General features: G+C 37.9%; 24 protein-coding genes and 1 riboswitch. Of the genes, 16 read left to right on the forward strand and 8 right to left on the reverse strand.

What is annotated here, in order from left to right:
* The first annotated feature begins 19 nt into the window (after nucleotides 1–19).
* From HNP36_RS15840 to HNP36_RS15870, 7 genes are all read left to right on the forward strand, one after another.
* Nucleotides 20–547 carry a GNAT family N-acetyltransferase gene (locus HNP36_RS15840; RefSeq protein WP_184165767.1) on the forward strand — a complete coding sequence of 176 codons (528 nt, stop codon included), beginning with the start codon at nucleotides 20–22 and terminating at the stop codon, nucleotides 545–547.
* The gene (locus tag HNP36_RS15845) at nucleotides 547–1,080 is read left to right on the forward strand and encodes a hypothetical protein (protein ID WP_184165770.1); all 534 of its coding nucleotides are present in this window, start codon (nucleotides 547–549) and stop codon (nucleotides 1,078–1,080) included. The genes HNP36_RS15840 and HNP36_RS15845 overlap by 1 nt, the downstream gene beginning before the upstream one ends.
* Before the next feature lie 146 nt (nucleotides 1,081–1,226).
* On the forward strand, nucleotides 1,227–1,988 hold the full coding sequence (locus tag HNP36_RS15850) for a hypothetical protein (protein WP_184165774.1): 762 nt from the start codon (nucleotides 1,227–1,229) through the stop codon (nucleotides 1,986–1,988).
* 42 nt (nucleotides 1,989–2,030) lie between these two features.
* Nucleotides 2,031–3,275, forward strand: a complete 1,245-nt coding sequence (locus tag HNP36_RS15855; RefSeq protein WP_184165777.1) for a hypothetical protein — start codon at nucleotides 2,031–2,033, stop codon at nucleotides 3,273–3,275.
* Between the two features lie 79 nt (nucleotides 3,276–3,354).
* Complete coding sequence (locus HNP36_RS15860; RefSeq protein WP_184165780.1) at nucleotides 3,355–3,903, forward strand: dihydrofolate reductase family protein; 549 nt, start codon at nucleotides 3,355–3,357, stop codon at nucleotides 3,901–3,903.
* A 24-nt stretch (nucleotides 3,904–3,927) separates the two neighbouring features.
* Nucleotides 3,928–4,707, forward strand: coding sequence for an alpha/beta fold hydrolase (locus HNP36_RS15865; RefSeq protein ID WP_184165783.1), 780 nt, complete (start codon nucleotides 3,928–3,930; stop codon nucleotides 4,705–4,707).
* Between the two features lie 17 nt (nucleotides 4,708–4,724).
* Nucleotides 4,725–5,078: a DUF2200 domain-containing protein gene (locus HNP36_RS15870; protein ID WP_184165786.1), complete on the forward strand. Its 354-nt coding sequence runs from the start codon at nucleotides 4,725–4,727 to the stop codon at nucleotides 5,076–5,078.
* Between the two features lie 78 nt (nucleotides 5,079–5,156).
* Here the strand turns inward: HNP36_RS15870 and HNP36_RS15875 are convergent, their stop codons facing one another.
* Nucleotides 5,157–6,056, reverse strand: a complete 900-nt coding sequence (locus tag HNP36_RS15875) for a hypothetical protein (protein ID WP_228456409.1) — start codon at nucleotides 6,054–6,056, stop codon at nucleotides 5,157–5,159.
* An 81-nt stretch (nucleotides 6,057–6,137) separates the two neighbouring features.
* Here HNP36_RS15875 and HNP36_RS15880 point away from each other — a divergent pair, with 81 nt between their 5' ends.
* Nucleotides 6,138–7,028 carry a helix-turn-helix domain-containing protein gene (locus HNP36_RS15880; protein WP_184165788.1) on the forward strand — a complete coding sequence of 297 codons (891 nt, stop codon included), beginning with the start codon at nucleotides 6,138–6,140 and terminating at the stop codon, nucleotides 7,026–7,028.
* 155 nt (nucleotides 7,029–7,183) lie between these two features.
* Nucleotides 7,184–7,309, forward strand: a riboswitch (FMN riboswitch).
* 90 nt (nucleotides 7,310–7,399) lie between these two features.
* A complete protein-coding gene (ribB, locus tag HNP36_RS15885; protein WP_184165790.1) occupies nucleotides 7,400–8,044 on the forward strand; it encodes a 3,4-dihydroxy-2-butanone-4-phosphate synthase in 645 nt (214 codons plus the stop codon).
* 73 nt (nucleotides 8,045–8,117) lie between these two features.
* Here ribB and HNP36_RS15890 read toward each other — a convergent pair whose 3' ends face one another.
* A complete protein-coding gene (locus tag HNP36_RS15890; RefSeq protein ID WP_184165792.1) occupies nucleotides 8,118–10,205 on the reverse strand; it encodes a TonB-dependent receptor plug domain-containing protein in 2,088 nt (695 codons plus the stop codon).
* Nucleotides 10,206–10,482: 277 nt separating this feature from the next.
* Between HNP36_RS15890 and HNP36_RS15895 the strand changes: the two genes are divergently transcribed.
* Nucleotides 10,483–11,235: a DUF3575 domain-containing protein gene (locus HNP36_RS15895; RefSeq protein WP_184165794.1), complete on the forward strand. Its 753-nt coding sequence runs from the start codon at nucleotides 10,483–10,485 to the stop codon at nucleotides 11,233–11,235.
* A gap of 107 nt (nucleotides 11,236–11,342) precedes the next feature.
* Nucleotides 11,343–12,635, forward strand: a complete 1,293-nt coding sequence (locus tag HNP36_RS15900; RefSeq protein WP_184165807.1) for an MFS transporter — start codon at nucleotides 11,343–11,345, stop codon at nucleotides 12,633–12,635.
* Nucleotides 12,636–12,690: 55 nt separating this feature from the next.
* Here the strand turns inward: HNP36_RS15900 and HNP36_RS15905 are convergent, their stop codons facing one another.
* Nucleotides 12,691–12,903 (reverse strand): hypothetical protein, encoded by a 213-nt coding sequence (locus tag HNP36_RS15905; protein ID WP_184165808.1) that lies wholly within the window; start codon nucleotides 12,901–12,903, stop codon nucleotides 12,691–12,693.
* A 464-nt stretch (nucleotides 12,904–13,367) separates the two neighbouring features.
* Here HNP36_RS15905 and HNP36_RS15910 point away from each other — a divergent pair, with 464 nt between their 5' ends.
* A complete protein-coding gene (locus HNP36_RS15910) occupies nucleotides 13,368–13,979 on the forward strand; it encodes a class I SAM-dependent methyltransferase (RefSeq protein WP_184165810.1) in 612 nt (203 codons plus the stop codon).
* Nucleotides 13,980–14,028: 49 nt separating this feature from the next.
* On the opposite strand, the gene HNP36_RS15915 is transcribed toward HNP36_RS15910, so the two are convergent.
* From HNP36_RS15915 to truA, 5 genes are all read right to left on the reverse strand, one after another.
* Entirely contained in the window at nucleotides 14,029–15,786 is a 1,758-nt protein-coding gene (locus HNP36_RS15915; RefSeq protein ID WP_184165812.1) for an ABC transporter ATP-binding protein, read from the reverse strand.
* Between the two features lie 126 nt (nucleotides 15,787–15,912).
* Complete coding sequence (locus tag HNP36_RS15920; RefSeq protein ID WP_184165815.1) at nucleotides 15,913–16,683, reverse strand: alpha/beta hydrolase; 771 nt, start codon at nucleotides 16,681–16,683, stop codon at nucleotides 15,913–15,915.
* 77 nt (nucleotides 16,684–16,760) lie between these two features.
* Complete coding sequence (locus HNP36_RS15925) at nucleotides 16,761–17,348, reverse strand: Crp/Fnr family transcriptional regulator (RefSeq protein ID WP_184165817.1); 588 nt, start codon at nucleotides 17,346–17,348, stop codon at nucleotides 16,761–16,763.
* A 70-nt stretch (nucleotides 17,349–17,418) separates the two neighbouring features.
* Nucleotides 17,419–17,760 (reverse strand): hypothetical protein, encoded by a 342-nt coding sequence (locus HNP36_RS15930; RefSeq protein WP_184165820.1) that lies wholly within the window; start codon nucleotides 17,758–17,760, stop codon nucleotides 17,419–17,421.
* A 148-nt stretch (nucleotides 17,761–17,908) separates the two neighbouring features.
* Nucleotides 17,909–18,643 (reverse strand): tRNA pseudouridine(38-40) synthase TruA, encoded by a 735-nt coding sequence (gene truA / locus HNP36_RS15935; protein WP_184165823.1) that lies wholly within the window; start codon nucleotides 18,641–18,643, stop codon nucleotides 17,909–17,911.
* A gap of 110 nt (nucleotides 18,644–18,753) precedes the next feature.
* Here truA and lpxK point away from each other — a divergent pair, with 110 nt between their 5' ends.
* The 4 genes from lpxK to HNP36_RS15955 all read left to right on the forward strand — a co-directional run bounded on the left by lpxK (nucleotide 18,754) and on the right by HNP36_RS15955 (nucleotide 21,652).
* A complete protein-coding gene (gene lpxK / locus HNP36_RS15940; RefSeq protein ID WP_184165826.1) occupies nucleotides 18,754–19,779 on the forward strand; it encodes a tetraacyldisaccharide 4'-kinase in 1,026 nt (341 codons plus the stop codon).
* Nucleotides 19,763–20,578: a purine-nucleoside phosphorylase gene (locus HNP36_RS15945; RefSeq protein ID WP_184165829.1), complete on the forward strand. Its 816-nt coding sequence runs from the start codon at nucleotides 19,763–19,765 to the stop codon at nucleotides 20,576–20,578. The genes lpxK and HNP36_RS15945 overlap by 17 nt, the downstream gene beginning before the upstream one ends.
* Nucleotides 20,579–20,681: 103 nt before the next feature.
* Entirely contained in the window at nucleotides 20,682–21,197 is a 516-nt protein-coding gene (locus HNP36_RS15950; RefSeq protein ID WP_184165833.1) for a TlpA family protein disulfide reductase, read from the forward strand.
* The gene (locus HNP36_RS15955) at nucleotides 21,197–21,652 is read left to right on the forward strand and encodes a GNAT family N-acetyltransferase (RefSeq protein ID WP_184165836.1); all 456 of its coding nucleotides are present in this window, start codon (nucleotides 21,197–21,199) and stop codon (nucleotides 21,650–21,652) included. Before HNP36_RS15950 ends, HNP36_RS15955 begins: the two co-directional genes overlap by 1 nt.
* Nucleotides 21,653–21,686 lie beyond the last annotated feature (34 nt).

Genomic DNA, 21,686 nt, shown 5'->3' on the forward strand with positions numbered 1-21,686 from the left:
GCCTATAAAAATCAAACATTTGAAAGCCCAGCCATTACCAATAGATCCGCTTACCACAGAAAGATTAATCCTTATTCCTTTCACTATAAAAATTTGCAAAAACCTTCTGAATAATGATTTCAGCGATTTGCCTGTGTTAGGAATAAAAAAAGGAAAAGGCTGGCCGGATCAGGATGTGCTGGAAACCCTGCCTAAAATAATCGATAATCTTTCGCAAACAGGAGCACCAACCGGATTTGAATCCTGGATGATCATTAAAAAGGAAACTTCCGAAATAATTGGTGATGCCGGGTTTAAAGGACTTAATGCTGAGGAAAAAAACATTGATATCGGATATGGTATTATTAAGGAAGAAAGAAGAAAAGGCTATGCTGAAGAAGCTGTAACAGAGCTTATACGCTGGGCTTTTTCCACGGAGAAGATAAATGAAATTACGGCAAAATGTTTTTTGGAAAATATAAATTCCATCAACTTTCTGAAAAAATTAAACTTTACTGAAATAAAACAGGAGGATGGCATGATCCATTGGTCATTACAGAATAAATAATGTCAAAAAAACTGATGAATTTTCTCCTTCGAAATATTTTCCCCGCATTCATTGCTATTGCTTTACTTTCCTGTGAAAGCGATAAAGAAAGGCTGTCCAAAATTGAAAAAGAATGCTTGGCTAAAACTAAAATTGACGGTTTCAATGTTTCTTTCTTCGGATATTTTCCAAAAGATGCGGATTCTGTAAATATCAGGATCAAAAGAAGGAATCAAATCATTCAGAATTATCATGATAAGATCCCTGATGCCATTTCAGATTCTTTGAGACATCAGAGAAACTATTTTGTAAAAAACGAAATTCTGTTAACGGATACTGTTTTTGTGAAAATCAAAAATGAACCCGCTAAAAAGATTTACGGATTCAGGTACCTTGTAAGAGCACATTATAGTATGATGAATAAAGATTGGGGCTGCGATTTCTATGAACTCACCACAGACGGCAAAGTAAGTGAAGGCGCTTCCGTACATTTTACTGACAAAAGCTGGAAGATTCTTGAAAAAAAAGACTTCAAAAATTATTATAAAGATTAATTATATCTATATACCCACTCTATTCTGCATAAAAAATCTGCCTGAATATATTTTACAAATTAATCCACATACAAATATCCCCTATTCTATTTCTTTTTGTAATTTAACGGACCGGAAAATTTTTCCATTACCAAATGTCACAAATTATGAAAACCGACAGCTCTATAAAAATAAAGCTTTCTATGCTGCTGTGCTCCATATATTTCCTGTTAGCCTCTTGTTCCGGGCCGGCTTCTGCATCAACAATCAAAGATATTTCCGATATAAAAGCCGAAATTGAAATCTACCAGAGCTTAACGGACGAAAATGACAATTCCCTTTCTGTGGTTTTATATGATAAAAAAGGAAAAGAATTTGGCAGTGATTCCGTGAAAATAACCGTTAACGGCAAAGAAGCTGAATATAAAATTACGCAGCAGCTGTATTACAGTAAGAATTACAATTACCATGCTGAAAATATTCCCCCGAAGAATGACAGTTACGACCTTCAGATCCAATTATCCAATGGTAAAAAATTTTCCCTTTCCAACATCCCTTCCCTGAAGCTGAGCAGCTCCGGAAATATTATTTATAACCCGCAAGCCTCCCTGAACAGCAATTATTCCATACAATGGTCCGGGCTTCAGGATGTTAACATACTGTATTTATCTAAAAGTGTCAAAATAGAAACTAAAGATAATGACAGTAATGTACAGACTTTTATGGAACAGCCTGCTGATACAATAAAAATAGGCCCATCCGGAAATTATACCGTTAAAAAAGAAAACTTCTCCAAACCAGGAGAAACATTAAGCATCATGAGCTTTGAGTTCACAGCAGAGAAAACAGGCTCTCTCAATCCTCATCTGTTAAAAGGAAGCAGCAGTAAGATCAGAGGTTCTCATGAAGAAAGAATTACCTTCAAATAATCATAAACTTTTCTAAATATTAAACATTATTTACTCATTAATATGCAAAACACTACAATCCAGGAAGAATGGTTCTCAAAAGGAGAACAATATGCTACAGAAATTAATGAAATGGTTGAATTCGGTGAAAAAAACGGCTGGGAAAACTGGAAAGGCAAAGAGCCCGAAGATAAAAGAGCCAACCTTGCCCAGGATATTTTCAAATTACTGAAAATGGCTAACCAAAACAACGATACGGAAAATTTCAGGGTCTTTTTCCCGCCAGCCCACACCCCTATTATCCCTTTATTGGAAGAGAAATCACAAAGTATCGAGCAGCTTCAGTTTATTTCCGGTCAGAAAATTGTCTTCGTTACCGGCACTTCTTATGAAAAGAGGCAGGCCTATCTTCTGGATGATGATCAGATTACAAAACTTGATGAAAATATTCAGGCCATCGGAAAATCCAAGCAGGGAAACATCTTTGCCGTTGCTTCCAATGATAAAATTTCATTGCATAAAGGCTGGGACGGAGCCATCATCAATGAATTCCGGTTAAACCACACTGCAGATTTCGGTATTACAGAGCTTATTCCTTTCAATGACGGAAGCAAAGTTATCCTGATCACTTCATATGGCATCTACCTTATCTCCCGCGAAGAAGAAAAGCTCATCCATCCTGTTAATGAAGACAATGAAGAAGACTGGACCTCGGATATTGATATGGAAAATGCGACAATTTCCAATGACAATAATTACATTGTAGTTGGTGACCAGAACTATGACCACAGAATTTTAGATGCTGAAGGAAATACATTGGGATCTGTCGGGGCGCAGTCTTCATATCCGCATTTCTGCCTGTTTTCAAAAGATGACAGCCAGTTAATCACCAATTCCTGCCATTTCTACAACGGTATTACTATAGGAATCAATTCCGATCAGTATGTGGGAGCCGATATCGAAGCCTATACTGAAAGTGATGATTATACTGTAATCAATGAAGAAATGAGGGTATATACAGGTACAGCTACAAAAGATTATTATATCCTGGGTGATGCCTATGGCTATATCAAAGCTTTCGACAAAAACGGGAAAAGACTTTGGAGGCATTTCTTAGGTTCCACTATTTCCGGCATGACCCTCTCAGATGATGAGGAAACTTTATGGGTAGCTGCCCATTCCGGTATTCTCCATAAGTTAAAACTAAAGAAAGGCCACAGAGATACCCATACCATAGGCAACGGAAACCATTATGAAGAATTCAGGCTGCTGATCTGGAAAGATGAGCCCCAGATATGGAAATGGTAAATCTTATTATACAAAACGTTCTGTCTTCAGGGCGTTTTTCTGTATTTTTACACATACCCAACCATACAACTGTAATCATATGAGAAAAATAATCCTGGACCTGGCTGTTACTTTAGACGGGTTCATTGAAGGGCTTAATGGCGAAACAGACTGGTGCATCATGGATGATGATATGAACCTTGACAGGTTTCTGGACAGTATTGATACTATTTTTTACGGCAGGGTAAGTTATGATGCCTGGGGAACCTACCACCCGGAAGAAAATGCTGCTCCCGAAGAAAAGGAATTCTGGAAAACCATTCATTCTAAAAATAAATATGTTTTTTCAGAACAGGAAAGAGAAGATCCGGCAGCTGTCTTTATCAACTCTGATATTACTGAAAAAGTAGCGGACATCAGAACTCAACCGGGAAAAGATATCTGGCTTTACGGCGGTGCCGGTCTTATTAAAACCTTTATTAATCTAGACCTTATTGATATTTACAGGATTTCGGTTCATCCGGTTGCTTTGGGAAGCGGCAAACCTTTGTTTGAAAATCTGAAAGAAAGGCTTGAACTCAGTCTCATTACAACCAATACCTTCCGGTCCGGTGTGGTACAGCTTATCTACGAACCCAAAAACAAATAAACCACTTACAGAAATATATTAATTATGGAAAAATATGCAAAGTCTTCGGACGGACAGAACATTCATTATAAAGAAAGCGGGCACGGGAATCCTTCTATTCTTTTTGTACACGGATGGCTCGGCAACGGGGAATGGTGGAGCAGCCAGCAGGAATATTTCAAAGAAAAATATCACATTGTACAAATGGATCTTGCCGGACATGGAAAATCCGGCACTTCAAGAAAGGAATGGACAAGTGAGCTGTATGCAGATGATATTCAAGCAGTAGCAAACCAGATAGATTCGCGGGAAATTATTCTTGTCGGACATTCTATGTCAGGAGCCTATGTTCTTGAAGCTGCTTTAAAAACACCTGATGTAAAGGCACTTATCCTGATAGACACGGTTAAAAATCTCGATGAAGCTTTTACGGAAGAACAGGCCGAACAGATTTTGTTTGTTCATTACCGCAATGATTTTAAAAACGCAGTTGAAAATATTCTTCCCCAATATCTTTTTACAGGAAAAACACCATCTGATGTAAAACAGAAATTACAGGACGAATTTCTCCAAAATACATCAGAAAAAGCCATTGATCTGCTCAGGCCTCTATATAAAAAGGATTTCAGGGAAACTGCCGCAAAAGTTAAGATACCTGTAAGAGCAATCAGTTCGGATAATTTCCCTACGAACATTGAAAATAACAGAAAGTATTTAAAAGATTACAACTCTATTGAAATCGCCGGAACAGGGCATTACCCTATGCTGGAAAATCCGGAAGAATTCAACCGGATACTTGATGATATTCTTAAAGAGTTAAGTTAATCGACAATAAAAAAGTCATGCAGAACACAAGAATCTATACTATGGCTTTTGCCAGCGTTTATCCTCATTATATTCAAAAAGCAGAAAAGAAAGGACGTACAAAATTTGAAGTTCATGAAATTATATTCTGGCTAACCGGATATAATGAAAAAAGCCTTCAGGAAATCTTAGAGAACAGAACAGATTTCCAGACATTTTTTGAACAGGCTCCACGGATCAATCCTAATGTTTCCTTAATCAAAGGGGTTATTTGCGGATACCGTGTGGAAGATATTGAAGATGAACTTATGAGAAATGTCCGGTATCTGGATAAACTTATCGATGAGCTGGCAAAGGGTAAAAAGATGGAAAAGATATTGAGAGAAGAATAAATCCCCAAAAAACATCGTATGTATAAAATATAAAAACCCGCCCTTTACAAGCGGTTTTTATATTTATCAAACTAAATTTTACCTGGTCTGGCCAAGATACCTTTCTATCGAAAAGTCAACTGCTTTTTTGCCATTTCCCAGGATATATGTTCCAAAAGCTCCAAATACAGCATCATACTTCAATGGATCTAAAGACTCTTTAGCATACTGAATTGCTTCCGGCGGCAAAGGAATATAATTGGGGTAACTGTACATAAAGGTAACTGTTTTCCGGTCCGAGCATACCAACGGCATATCCCCCGTAAGAAGCTGTCCGCCATGATCCGGATTATACAAAACCGTAGCGCCGTCAAAATGCCCCGCACAGAGCACCAGTTTCATTCCGTCCCAAAGATCTTTTTCTCTGCCTTTCCAAAACTGAATGGCATCTCCTTTACGCTGTACCCATTTTTCATCCGAATGATGAATATAGATTGGTACGTCACCAAAAGCCTTACTCCACTCCAGCATAGTTGAATAGTAATGGGGATGAGATATGGCAATCGCTTTTATACCTCCCAGTTTTTTCATAATATCAACAGTTGTAGCATCCAGATTGGTAATGCAGTCCCACAATATATTCCCATTTGGAGTAATCACAAGATGTGCATGCTGCCCAATTCCAAAACGCGGACTCGTATAGATTGCATAGATATTAGGAGCTACTTTTTCAATAATATTTTTATGCGTTTTATTAACAGCATCCAACGTAGTCCATTGTTGGCCATCTGCATTAACATACTGTCTTGAATCTTCGCAAACCGGGCAATGTTCCTGTGTTGAAGATTCATATTGAACACCACAGGTTGCACAAATAGGATGTTTCGTATTCATTTCCTTATTTTTGTATAATGAAGCTGTGATGGATCCGGGAATTGTAAGGGCTAAAGCTGCATACGCATTTTGTTTGATCCACTTTCTTCGGTTAATTTTTGCCATTGTTCTTATTTTTATGTAAAATTATACAGGAAATAAGCCTGAGAAAATGGATAAATTGTATCATCTATTGTACATTTTGACATGAAATCAAAAATCCCGACTCACCCGTTAAATAAAAGTTTTTCAAAATTTGAAGGACAGGAAAGGAATATCATTATTGCCGATTTTGATGACCGATCCAAAATTTTTGACCGGCAGTACCCTCATCGGCATACGTATTACGAAATATTCCTTCTGCAAGACAGTACAGGAGTGCATCATATTGATTTCGAAGTTTATCCTTTTTCCGGGCCCGTTATATTCCTTACAGCCCCGGAACAGGTTCATCAGCTGATAAGAGAAAAAGGAGGACACGGTTTTGCAATACAGTTTGAAGATGATTTCTTTGATAATGATAACGGAACAGATTCTAAGCTGTATTCTTATTTCCTGTTTGATCATTTTAAGAACCATCCGGTAATTCCTCTAACTGTTGCTGAGTGGGATAAGCTAAAAACCCTTGTAGACATGTCTTTACAGGAATATAAAAATAATGTGAGCGGCACTTCTTCCCTGATCTCTGCTTATGTAAAAATTATCTTAATGGAAATTCTCCGTATCCGGAAACAGCATTTTCAGGAACAGGAAATTCAGACTGATATACAGCATCAGCACCTTCTTGATTTTAAACGTTTATTGAATGAACAGTACACTACCCATCACGAGGTACAGGATTATGCTGAACAGCTCAGGATCACTCCGCGGAAGCTAAACAGTCTGGTAAAAGAGTTTCTGGATAAATCTGCCTCTCAGGTTATTAAAGAGCGTCTTTTATTGGAAGCTAAACGTCTTCTTGCAATCAATAAACTAAACACTAAAGAAATCGGATACGAGCTGGGATTTGAGGATCCTGCTTATTTTTCAAGATTCTTTAAACAGGGCACAGGTATCACTGCTGCAGAATTCAAAAAATCACTTGAGAAAACAGACTGATACAGCCTGTAATCTTAAACTTCTTATTTATTCATAAATACCATCAGAAAAATTTTCTTCAATTCAAAAAACTTCCCGAAATTAGCAGTCTGTGCGTTAAAATATAATGAATGAAATAAAATTTTAAATCAGAACATACAGTAAAACTTAGTATAAGTTTTCTTCGGGGCAGGGTGAAATTCCCTACCGGCGGTTACAGTCCGCGACTCCTTTCTTCTGAAGGGACTGATTTGGTGAAATTCCAAAACCGACAGTTAAAGTCTGGATGGGAGAAGAAAATGAAACGGTCAGTAAGATTTCTTACGGACTTATTGTGCCGTATTTCATTTCCATGTACCGAAGACTATTTTAACTTTTAAAAGTAAAATAACATGGAAAAATTATTAGAACAATTTGGAGCAACCTCCAAAGAACGTGTAGAAAATGCACTTCTTACACTACAACAGGGAAAAGGAATTCTTTTAGTAGATGATGAAAACCGCGAAAATGAGGGCGATATCATCTTTCCCGCATCCACTATTACAGAAAAAGACATGGCACTTCTGATCCGCGAATGCAGCGGAATTGTTTGTCTGTGCATTTCAGAGGAGAAAAGCAGGCACCTCAACCTTCGTCCGATGGTGGAAAACAACAACTCTAAAAACCAGACAGCATTCACCATTTCTATTGAAGCCAAAGAGGGCGTTGAATCCGGTGTTTCAGCTAAAGATCGTGTAACAACAATCAGAACAGCTGTAGCGGAAAATGCAGAAGCCGGTCATATTGCAAGTCCGGGACATGTTTTTCCTTTGATCGCCAAAAAAGGCGGTGTTTTCGAAAGGCGCGGGCATACGGAAGGCAGTGTGGATCTGGTGAAAATGGCCAACCTGGGTGATGATGCCGTACTTTGCGAACTTACAAACGAAGACGGCTCTATGGCAAGACTTCCGGAAATCGTGGACTTCGCGTCCAGAAAAGGAATGAGCGTGGTAACTATTGAAGATATTCATGCATACCGCAAAATAATGAGCAACTAAAAATGATATATAACGCACAGAACCGCAGCCCGATTTCATCGGGCGGCGGCTTTATTAAACATTCATTAAAAAATTAAAAAGTAGCTGCAGGAGCAGTTTCATTATTCAGTTTTCTCTGGATTTCCGTTTTCTTTCCTTTTGAAAAATCAAAGCTTACTCCCAAGACAAACATTGATTTGTTATTCATGATTTTAGTATGCAGATTATAATCTACCAAGCTTTCCGGAAGACTTTTGGTTTTGTATTCCGAAGACATTCCGATCCAGTATATTCCCGCTGTAAAACTCCAGCTTTTAAGTTTGTACGTCGCAAAGAAATGATTCTGGTTCTCATTGGTGTTGAGAAAAGCACCATTCAGCGTGTAAACCGGGATATTCACCATATACTGCACACTGAAAGATTTATATTCTGAGGATACTGAAAAATTATTCGCTAAATAATCATTCTTAATCAATGCACCTTTGCTGGTTCTTAAAGTTTCTGAAGTTGGTGTCAGTACAGCCTTCAATACGAGCAGACTGCTTCCGAAAGGTTTGTAAGATCCCGATAACTGTATTCCATAACGCTGTGCATTTTTTCCGTTTTCATAAGTTAATGCATATCCTCCGAACGTGTCATCCAAAACGTAATACTGATTGATAACGCGGTCTGTATAGCGGTAAAAAAGAGCAGCATTAAAATCAAATTTCTTATTATTAAAAGAATAAATTAAATTATTGGAAAAGTTCTGTTGTGATTTCAGGAAAGGATTTCCCTTCTGAACAATATTCGGAGCCAGCTGAACCACATTACTGCTGAGTGCACTGCTCCACGGACTTGTAGGGCTATAACTGCTCGTCAGTCTAAGGCTTTGGTTACTTTTAAGCTGATAACCTAAAATAACTTTTGGGGTAAATGACCATTCATCAAAAGTATTGGCAGCACTTTTATTATGGATATTGGTTAATCCTGCACCGACCCTGTAGCTGAACTTATCAACTTTTCCGGAAAATTCGGAGTAAAAATACTGTTCCAGGTAATTAACGCTGTATTGTGAATATCCGGCAAGATTATTCAGGTCATTGGAAATAGTAGTACTGGAAACACGATAGCCTGAAGAAAGCTTTCCTGCCTTAAAATCATGGGTATGGGCAAGCTCACCTACAAAATTAGTTTGTTCAGTTTTCAGGACCATATCATTATCGTACACCGAGATTCCGGAAGGGATGATCCATTCCCTGGCCGATTCTGTAGTATTGGTTTTATAATGAGAACCTACTCCATTTAAACTGAGCTCATCCTTAGTCCCGATCTTTTTTGAATAATACAAATCTACCTTGGGAATAGCATAATTTGAACCGTTATTTTTAAACATTTCATGCTCTTCCATAAAGCTGTCTTTTGTAAAAACGCTTTCACCGGTTCCTTTTGAAAACCTGCTGACAATATCCATATTCAGTTTAGCCTGAAAAGCATAATTATCGGGAACCATCCGTGTATAACGTAAAGCAATATTCTGGGAGGTATATCCGAAATGATCTTTCCTCATCTCATCCGAACGGTAATGTTCTCCGTTTAACCGGTAATCATAGATACTCTGAACATTCCTGTCATCATAATCCCTTAGATTCAATGAATATTCTAACCCAAAATTATTTTTCCCTTTCGTAAAATTAGCATACGCAGAAGCATTTATAAATCCAGTAGTAAGTCCCGACATAGCATCAACCCCGAAAACATATCCTGTTTCATTGGATCTGGTAATAAGGTTAATCACGGTTTCTGCCCTTGATGCCCATCTTGCCGGTGGTATATCATAATATTCCACTTTTACCACTTCACTGGGTGGAACACTGCGGATCTGCATATCTGTAGCTTCTATTCCATTAATAAGAAACAGTGTGGTTCCGCCTTTCGTACTTGTGATGGTATTGGAAACGGGATCAAGCTGTAATTCCGGCAACGTCTGAAGCAGGTCTTTTGCATATCTTGCTTTCTCCAGTGCCTCTTTATCAAAGGTATAAACAGATTTATCCGCAAACTGTTTTTTTCGTTGAGATTTCAGAATCACTTCCTGGATTTCTTTCGCAGTTTCCTTCCCTATCGTATCATTTTTCATCTTTTCCTGCGAAAACACTGAAATACCCAAAAGAAAAAATACAGGATACAGAACTTTTTTCATATTAGAAATAAAATTGTATTGATGTAAATAAGACATACAAGATCTGATATTTGTTACATATCTGTCAGGTTTTCCCAAAAATAAAAGTGGAAAATGAGGTATTGGGGAGGATTTTCCTTCTATTACACTTTCATTATCTTTTCACATCACTGCAAATACACAGAATAAACAATAAAAAAATCATTTATTTTAAGATTAAAATACAATCATATTTAAATACAATTAATTTATTGTACAATTTTTGCTGATAATATTTTACATCACAAAATATAAAATCATGAAAAAGTTTCTCATTTTAATTCCCTGTTTTCTGCTCTCAGAAATAGATGCCCAGGAACTTCAGGCTGTTCCTTCAGAGAAAATGAATATTATTAAAACCAATGTAACCGCTTATGCATTCAGGAATATCAACCTGTCTTACGAAAGGGCAATTACCCAATGGTTCTCCCTCAATATCGGTTTCGGAACAATGACACAAGGAAAAGTTCCTTTCATTAATGCATTTTTAAAAGATGAAGATGAAAAAAGATTCCAGAACCTTAGAGTAAAAGCAACAAACTTTACTATTGAACCCAGGTTTTACATTGGAAAAGGCTATGGCAAAGGATTCTATTTCGCCCCTTATTACAGGTACTCGGATGTTTCTTCCAATAGCTTCGATTTCTATTACGATTATGATGCTGTGGACGGAAATACTTATCAGATTCCACTCAAAGGCCAGGGAAGCACGAGCGGAAACAGCGGCGGACTGATGGTCGGCGCACAGTTTTTTTTAACCCGAAGCCAAAATCTTGTCCTTGATTTCTGGATCGCAGGCGCTCATTACGGAAGTGGAAAAGGTGATTTTACGATGACCAGCGATTATGTTTTGACACCGGAAATGCAGGCACAGCTTAAAAAAGAAATAGAAAATCTGGACATCCCTTTTGTAGATTATACGGTGGAAACAAATGCCAATGGTGCAAAAGTAAAAGTAGACGGGCCGTGGGCCGGCTTCAGAAGCGGACTTTCTATTGGTTACAGATTTTAATAATTATCCATACATAAGATCAAACCGTTCTTTTCAGAGCGGTTTATTTTTTTGATGAAATTTGTATCTTGGCTTTTTATATCTCCTATTATTTACAAGCTAAATCTATGAATTCATCACCTATAACCACTGCCCAAAGAATCAAAGCCATTGTAGGCGGATCTATCGGAAATCTCGTTGAATGGTATGACTGGTATGCGTATGCCGCCTTTGCCATTTATTTTTCCAATTCATTTTTTCCGGATTCGGATCTTAATGCCCAGCTGATGAATACAGCGGGTATCTTTGCCGTAGGTTTTTTGATGAGGCCAATCGGAGGATGGATATTCGGAAGTATTGCTGATAAGATTGGGAGAAAAAAGGCAATGACTCTTTCGGTACTGCTGATGTCTTTCGGTTCGCTTCTTATTGCGCTTACTCCAACTTATAAAACTATAGGAATTCTGGCACCTGTTTTACTGCTTATCGCAAGGTTGCTGCAAGGGTTAAGTGTTGGCGGAGAATATGGCGTTTCTGCCACTTATCTCAGTGAAATGGCATCAGAAAACCGCAGGGGGTTTTATTCAAGCTTTCAATATGTAACGCTGATTGGCGGCCAGCTGATTGCATTGGGAATTCAGTTGATTCTGCAAAAACTGCTTTTAACAGAAGCTCAGCTCGAAGAATGGGGATGGAGAATTCCTTTTGTAATCGGGGCACTGCTTTCAGTAATCGCCTTATATTTAAGAGCCAATCTTCACGAGACTGAAGCTTTCGAAAATAAAAAGGAAGTCAGTGAAAAGAAGAAAGGAACAGTAAAGGAGCTCCTTAAGCACCCTAAAGCATTGCTTACCGTTGTAGGGCTGACTTTGGGAGGAACTCTGGCATTTTATACATACACCACGTATATGCAGAAATTTTTAGTGAATACTGTTCATCTTACCAAAGAGCAATCTACCCTGATCTCTTTTATCTCATTGTTTATATTTGCCTGCCTGCAGCCTGTATTCGGAGCATTATCAGACAGAATCGGAAGGAGGCCTCTGCTTTTAGGTTTTGGAATTCTCGGCACATTGTTTACAGTTCCTCTGCTTACAGCTTTAAGCACGACCACTTCAATGTGGACAGCATTTTTCCTCATTATGGCAGCCTTGATTATCGTCAGTGGCTATACATCCATTAACGCAGTTGTAAAGGCGGAGCTTTTCCCTTCAGAGATCAGGGCTCTGGGAGTGGGACTTCCATATGCCCTTACCGTTGCTATTTTTGGAGGAACTGCCGAATATATAGCACTTTGGTTTAAACAGACCGGAACAGAACAATATTTCTACTGGTATATTACCGGATGTATTTTATTTTCACTGATCGTTTATGCCGGAATGAAGGACACAAAGAACAATTCAGCACTGGATAAAGATTAATTAATACGTTTAAAAGCCAGGCGCCGCAGATTCTCTGCGGCGCCCGGTTTATATTTTAATGGTAAGCCTTTTTAAATTTCTCCACCATACTGTCCAGATTATGACGCTGGACATACACACTCTTCACTTCCTGATACCTTGGTGATTTGTAAAAAACCTCATGAAAATCCATGCTTCCGTTCCCTACTTTCACTACTTTCTGTACATCAATATTCAGTTTTTTCAGCTCGTCTTTAAAGACTTTAAATTCATCTTGTATATCGCTCATTTTATATTTTTGGATTTTAGTTAAAAAAATCAACTTTACACTTTATACCCTTCAGTAAAACGGGGCACATTCTAAATTTGTAATAAAATTAGTGAATTTTCCAATATAATCATCAGGTAAATACTATTTTTTTACTCAATTTCAAGATTTCATAAGGATTTTGCATTTTTTCATCATTATCAAGCAATTCCAAGAGCCCAGAATTTCCCTGAAAAATGGCTTGAAAGACCTGCTAATTCAGGAAAAATGATTGTTTTTTTTTTAAGAAACTGTATATGATGCTCTGAAACAAGTTGTTTTTTTGATACTGCTTATATAGAAAAATCAATTATTCTTATCCGTCATACTGCTATGCAGGAATTCGCGAACATACTTTCAATTGGTTTTATATGAAGCCGAAACCGCTAAAAAAATCCGGCAAAACTAACTGATTAATTGATACATTTGAAAGATTAAATCTACCAATGAACGACACCAACAGAAAACACTGGGAAAACGTATATGAAACTAAAAATCCTGACGAGGTGAGCTGGACACAGGAAAAGCCTGAAACATCGCTTGACTTCATCCGCTCTTTTGGATTGGGAAAAGAGTCCAAAATCATTGATATTGGTGGTGGAGACAGCAATCTTGTTGATTTTCTTCTTGAAGAAGGTTATGAAAACATTACCGTCCTTGATATTTCTGCCAAAGCTCTGGAAAAAGCAAAGGAAAGGCTGGGCAAAAAAGCTGATCAGGTGAAGTGGATTGTTTCAGACATGACAGCATTCGAACCTTCAGAAACGTATGATATCTGGCATGACAGAGCCGCCTTTCATTTCCTGACTGCCCCGGAACAGGTTTCAAAATACATCAGTACGGCAGGAAAATGGGTAACCGGGTTCATGATTCTGGGAACTTTTTCAAAAGACGGCCCGAAAAAGTGCAGCGGACTGGATATCCTACAATACGACGAAGTTACATTGTCTGAAACATTCAGATCAGATTTTACGAAAATAAAGTGCTTCACTCAGGATCACATCACTCCTTTCGGAACAGTTCAGAATTTTGTTTTCTGCGGCTTTAAAAAGACTTAATCCAATAAAAAGAGAGCTCCATTTCCAAAGCTCTCTTTTTACTGTATCTTTATTTCTGTTTTTCCTCTTCCAGCTCCACTTCATGTCTCAGCTGGGCCTTATAAAGTGTTGCGTAATATCCATTTTTGTCAAGAAGCTCCAGGTGTTTTCCTTCTTCTACAATCTTTCCATGCTCCATAACAATAATTTTATCTGCTTTTTCAATGGTGGAAAGCCTGTGGGCAATAATAATTGAGGTTCTGTTTCTCGTAATTTTTTCGGTGGCTCTCTGGATCAGCTTCTCACTTTCATGGTCTATGGAAGAAGTGGCTTCATCCAGAATGAGGATTTTAGGATCTGACAAATAAGCTCTCAGGAAAGACAACAGCTGTCTCTGTCCCAGAGAAATAGAAGAGCCTCTTTCGCTCACCACAAAATCATACCCTCCCGGAAGCTGCTCTATAAACTGGTCTACTTCAATTTCTTTTGCACCTGCTTTTATTTTTTCCAGAGTAATGCTTTCATCCCCAAAGGCGAGATTTTCAAAAATACTGCCGTGGAAAAGGAATACATCCTGTAGAACCACTCCGATATGACTTCTCAGGTTATAAAGCTCATAGTCTTTTAAGTCAACATCATCGATTCTGATATTCCCTGAGTTAATATCATAAAGTCTTGTGATCAAACTGATAATGGTAGACTTCCCTGCACCGGTTGCCCCCACAATAGCGACTGTTTCTCCCGGATTTACTTTAAAATCAATTCCTTTCAGGACTTCCTGTTTATCATCGTAAGCAAAATGTACCTTCTCAAATTCGATTTTGCCATCAAAATGGTCCTTTTTCACGGTTCCTGTATTTGGCATGGCATAATCTTCATCCATCACACCCAAAACTCTTTCTGCTCCTACAATACCTCTCTGGATATTATTGAAACGGTCTGCAATCTGTCTCAACGGACGGATCAGCATCGAAATATACTGGATAAATGCAATAACAACCCCGGCACTTATGGTAATATATCCTCCATAGAACAGGATAAACCCTATAAATAAAGAAGATATAAGCTCTACTACGGGAAAGAACAGAGAGAAAATAAAAACTGTTCTCAATAAAGCGCCCTTCAGGGTAATATTAATATCGTCAAATTTTTTAAATTCAGCTTCCTGCCTGTTGAATACCTGAATGATGGACATTCCCGCAAGCCTTTCCTGAACAAAAGAATTCTGGTTGGCCGTCCATGTTCTTTCATCTCCGAAAGCTTTTTTCAGCCTTTTCTGGAAAAACCTGGTAATCAGAACCATCAAAGGAAGGATAGCCAATGTAATATAACTCAAATGTACATTGGTGCTGAACATCATGATCAAAACAAATACAATTCTGAGAATATCCCCGAAAACCATAAGGAAACCATCCGTATAAACCGTGGCAATAGTTTCCACATCTCCTACAGCACGGGTTACAAGCTGCCCGATAGGAGTTTTGTCGAAAAATGATGTTCTGAAATAGATCAGCTTTGCGTACAGCCTTTCCCTGATGTCGCGGATAACGTTCTGCGAAATATAATTCGAGAAGTAAACCAGGAAAAAGTTTAAAACAGTTTCCGCAAAAACCAAACCTACCAGCATATAGATATGCTTCATCATCAAGGCTTTATCTTTAAGCCTGGTGATATCATTATCCACCACCTCCATGGTAAGATAAGGTCTAAAGGTAGAAACTATGGACAGTAAGACGGAAATGATTAAAGTAAGGATGAACCAGGACCGGAATTTCATTCCTATAAAGAACAGCCTTTTAACAATCCCCCAGGTATCTTGTTTTTTCATTGTACGAGTTGAAGAAAGAATTTAAAATTCCATGCAAAAATAAGACTTTAAAATTTGACAGCCTGTAGAAGTTCGTCAAATCGTCATAGAAAATTTCAGATAAGGATCATTTATAGTATGAATATATTAAGCCAGGTTTTTCAGCCAGTTCAGAATATATCCCGCTACTTCTTCCCATTCTCTCTCACCACAGATGAAATGGCTTCTGCCTTCAAATTCCTTAAAATCCACAATACTGTTTTCATCTTTGTAAGCGGATGCTATCTTTTTTGAAAAAGCTGCAGGAAAAATATGGTCGTCGGAACCGGCAATGAAAAGCAGCGGCTCATGAGGTTTCTTTAAATCTAACGTTGCTGAAGACTTGAAAAGCGGGTCTCTTGCCAGTTTACGGCTTTCAGGAACGGCAACAGTTTCATATAACTTATCACTTTCTGCTTTTGAATAATTATTGAAAAAAGCTTTATGGTACCATTCTTTAGTTCCTAAATACGGGCTGTTTCCTTTAAAAAAATTCACAACAGGCCATACTATTTTTACAGTAGAAAAAGGAGCCATTACATTTTTTGGAGGCGCACCATCAATGCTTACGCCGGCACTGGCTTTTCCCATATCAATAAGCTTCTGAACCATCAGTCCTCCAAATGAATGTCCGATAACGACAGGTTTCTCAGGAAGTGTATCAATAAATTTCACTAAACGATCGACGGTATCATCAAAACTTACATTTTTCAATTCTGACGGGATATTTATTTTCAGCTTTCCCGGATCTCCTTCATGTCCGGGATTGGAAGGGGTGTGAACAATATATCCCTGAGCTTCAAAATAAGTTTTCCATTCTTTCCAGCTTGTATTATTCACAAATAATCCATGAATCAGTACGATAGTTTTTGTTTTCATAATCTTTATGGTTTTAAATTATGAGGCAAAGTTCCGCAGATAAAATGAAGATTATTTTAACCTCGGTTAAAATCGTACTACTTTCCTGAAATTCTTTTTCTTATTCTGCTCAGAGATGGTCCCTGGATTCCTAAATAAGAAGAAATATGGTATAAAGGAACATTATTGAAAATATCAGGATGCTGCCTGATCAGGTCTAAATACCGTTCTTCAGGGGATTTCAGCAGAAAACCCTCAATTCTTGTCATGGTAACATTGAAGGCCTCCTGAGCCAGAAGCCTCCCGAATTTTTCCCATTGATGCGAGTTCCGGTACAGTGAGAGCAAATCTGTATACCGGATATAAATAATGGAAGCATCCGTCAATGCCTGGGTATGATAATCACACGGAATCTGATTGATAAAACTTTTAAAGGAAACTACAAAACCGTTCGCAGAATACAGGAAAACATTTTTTTCCTCACCTGTTTTTTCTTCGATAGTGTAAGAACGGAAAACACCGTCAATAATAAATCCGAAATAAGTACAGACTGTTCCGCGGAGATTATAGAATTCTCCTTTTTTATAAGTTCTGGGCATCCAGAAATCTTCAGACTGTTTAAATTCATCTTCCGAAAGACCGGCAAACTGATTCAGGGCAAAAGCTAATTTTTCGGTTTCAGTCATGACACATAGTTTTTTATGATGGGGCCGGGAAAGTGGGTGACTTCGAGAGCCTCAGTCACCGTGACGTCCGTTACAAATCTTTATCTCCTATTTTTTCAATTTCCAGAGAAGGTTTATTGACGTGTTCTTTCACAAATTTCTTCTCAAGAAGCTGATAAACACCGTATACAGCCGCAATGGAAATGATCCAGCTGATAATATTAATCATGGAAAATCCTGTATAATTTACATTTTCTGCAGCAGCAGGATCTGTAAGTCCCTGATAAATCCCATAAGAAAAGCCAAAGAACAGTTGGGTTCCAAGATACACACCAATCGCTAAAATCCCATAATGCCACTTTGTTTTTCCAAACCTTTCCGCCAGCTGCGCATAATATCTGTAAGCACCAATAAGAATAAAAATTGATAACATAATTCGTGTTTTATATATTTAACATTTCCAGACTATCCTATTTTATGAAAAATAATGCAATAATTTTCATGGAATAGTCATCGATCGCTAAAATAGTATTTTTTTCAATGCTGTAAAACAAAAGGATATCCGTAAAATCACTGAAATTTTAAAATTCGTACCCTACATCCACAAGAAACAATCCATGGCCCGGAGCTGAAGTTCCTGCCGCATTACGATGCTTGTCTTCAATAATTTTGCGAAGATCTTCAGGTTTTATTTTACCACTTCCGATTTCAACCATAGTCCCTACAATAGCGCGGACCATATTTCTGAGAAATCGGTTGGCTGAAACCGTAAACTTAAGTTCTGTTCCATCCTGCTCCCACTCTGCTTTGTAGATTTTGCAGATATTGGTTTTATTATCGGTTTTTAATTTGGCAAAACTTGTAAAATCTTCATATTCAAATAAAATTTTACAGGCTTCATTCATCCTGCTGATATCCAGCGGTCTTTTCCAGTGCTGCCATGCCGATTCCTGAGTGAAAGGGTTTTTCGCCAGGGAAATATAATACTCGTACGTTCTGTAGGTAGCATCAAAACGGGCATGAAAATCCTCTTTCACTGGAAAGATCCTTTTTACAGCAATATCAGGTGGCAGGAAACTATTCAATTTATAAGCTAAATTCATTTCCGCCACAGCATGCTCCGTATCGAAATGGGCAAATATTTTTCTGGCATGAACGCCTGTATCCGTTCTTCCGGCTCCTGTTGTTTTAATTTCTTCCCTCAGTATAGTAGAAAGGGCTTTTTCCAGCTCTTCCTGCACAGAAATGGCATCCGGCTGTATCTGATAACCGAAATAATTTTTCCCGTTGTAAGAAAATTCAATAAAGTATCTCAATGTATGATAAATAACTCTACAAAAATACTTTAATTTAATGAAATATTTGTTGAAAAGTCTTTGAGAATATTGCTCAGAATCCTTGTGAAAATTCCTATTTTTGCAAACGTATGAAAAGATGGTACCTTTATCCTTTTTCCCTCGGTTATCATTTGGTAACGGGTATCCGGAACACAATGTATGATCTGGGCGTTTTTAAAACGACAAAGTTCAAGACTCCGATAATCAATGTCGGTAACCTTTCTGTGGGCGGAAGCGGAAAATCACCAATGGTGATGTATCTTGCCCAATACCTGTCCAAACATTACAGGACGGGAGTTCTTTCACGCGGTTACGGAAGGTTGACGAAAGGCTACGAAGTAACGAATTATGAAAGCAACTATAAAATTGTAGGTGATGAAGCCATGCAGCTTTTTGAGCGCTTCAAAAACCGTTTCGTTATTGCCGTTTCAGAAGAAAGAGTTCCCGGAGCCAAAAAAGTGATTGAAGATATGGATCTTGATGTTCTTGTTTTGGATGATGCCCTGCAGCACAGAGCCATCAAAGCAGGATTCAATATTCTGATGACGGATTTTAATGATCCTTATTTTAAAGATCACCTTCTGCCTGCCGGAGATTTAAGAGAATCCAGAAACGGCTCCAAAAGAGCCAATATCATCATGGTCAGCAAATGCCCTGATGAACTTACCGAAGAAACCAAACGCTACTATATTTCAAGGATCAGGCCGTCCCATAACCAGAAAGTATTCTTTTCATCCATCGGTTATGATGAAAACGTGTACGGAAAAGACAAGATGCTTCCGGACAATAACCTGAACTATTACGACATCCTTCTCATCACAGGAATTGCCAACCCTAAACCGCTTCTTGAGCATCTGGCAAAATTTTCACAACGGGTTAAGCATTTAAAATTCAGGGATCATCATAATTTTACAGATGACGACATTAAAAAAATCACTGCTGAATATAAAAAACTAGGCGAATATAAGCTGATTCTTACCACAGAGAAAGATTATGTACGTCTGAAAACTTTTGACTATCTTAGAGAAATTGTTTACTACTGGCCTATTAATGTTATCATTGATAAAAAGGAAGAATTCAACCAAATCATCTTAGATTATGTTAGAAAAAATTAAGCAGACTGCTGATTTCATCAAAAATACCATCAAAGAAGTTCCGGATTTTGCCGTTGTTTTAGGCTCCGGCCTGGGAAAACTGCAGGATGAAGTGGAAGCTATTCATGTTTTGGAATATTCTGAAATTCCTAATTTTCCCCAGACCACTGTTGTCGGGCATGGAGGAAAATTAATTTACGGAATTCTGGAGGGTAAAAAAGTTCTGATGATGAGCGGGCGTTTTCATTATTATGAAGGCCATTCCATGGAAACGGTAACTTTCCCGATCAGGGTTTTTCATCTTCTGGGAATTAAAAATCTTATCCTTTCCAATGCTTCTGGTGGTATAAATCAAACTTACGGTATTGCAGATATTATTATTTTAAAAGATCATATCAATATGATGCCTGAACATCCGCTTCGGGGTAAAAATATTGAATCATTCGGACCGCGTTTTGTGGATATGAGTGAACCTTATAACAAAAAAATGATCGAAACCGCCGAGAAGGCTGCCGCTGAGAACAATATTAACATTTACCAGGGAGTTTATGTGGCTTTACAGGGCCCAACTTTTGAAACGCCAGCAGAATATGGCATGATTAAAGCCATTGGTGGTGATATGGTAGGAATGAGCACTGTTCCTGAAGTTATTGTTGCCAGACATATGAATATGGATGTTTTCTGCATTTCCGTTATCACAGACCTTGGCGGACCGGATATTGCACTTTCCGTTTCCCATGAAGAAGTTCTGAATGCTGCGAATAAAGCCATGCCGAATGTCATTGCCGTAGTAAAAGGCCTGGTCAAAAACTATCAGTAGGCATTTATAGAAATTTTCAATCTCATAAATTTTTCCTAATTCATAAGAAATCAATTATAAATTGCGTTTCATTGTTTAGATTTGTATCTATGAAATTGAAAAAATGAAAAAGTTAGCATTAATTTTTATGATAAGTGTTTTCGGACTGGGCTATTCACAACAGCAGCCGAAAGTACTCAAAACAAGTTTCTCCAAAGAAGCTTTGACGCAGAAACTGGAAGATGAAGAAGGAAAGAACGTTACCATTCAGCAGATTCTTGATTCCCACAAAGGAAAAGTTCTGGTGATCGATTTCTGGGCAGGATGGTGCAGAGACTGTTTAAAAGCCCTTCCAAAAGCCGAAGAACTTGAAAAAAACAATCCGAATATAGATTTCGTATTCCTCTCACTGGAAAGATCCAAAGAAGGTTTTGACAAGAGTCTTGACAGATTCAATATGAAGGATAAGGATAATTACTGGTTTGCTTCCGGCTGGAAAAATGATTTCAACAACTATATCGACCTCAACTGGATTCCAAGATATATGGTCATAGACCAGAAATCCTCTATTGCAAAATATTATGCAATCTCCCCTGAGGACCCGGAAATCCAGGAAACCATCAACCGTCTTTTACAATAATGATTGTCCGGGAAGCTACAGAACAAGATCATAAAGTTCTTTTAGAATTTGAACAGGGAATTGTTTCTGCTGAAAGACCATTTAACAGCACTCTTATAGCCGGAGAAATTCATTACTATGATCTGCTTCACCTGATAAAATCTGACGAAGCCTTCGTACTTGTCGTTGAAGAAAATAACGAAATCATAGCTTCCGGTTATGCACTCATCAGAAAACCGGCAAATAACTATTCCAATTTTGAGCAGTATGCTTATCTGGGATTTATGTATGTAAAACCTGAGCACAGAGGAAAAGGAATCAATAAACTGATCCTTGATGGATTAATCAGCTGGGCAAAGTCCAGAGATATTTCCGAAATAAGACTCGATGTTTATGCTCAAAATGAATCTGCTGTAAAAGCTTATGAAAAAGCAGGATTTGAATCCTTACTCGTTACCATGAGAATGAAAACATAATCAGAATTCAATTCAAAATAAAGGAATCCATATC

The organism is Chryseobacterium shigense (assembly GCF_014207845.1).
Lineage (GTDB): Bacteria > Bacteroidota > Bacteroidia > Flavobacteriales > Weeksellaceae > Chryseobacterium > Chryseobacterium shigense_A.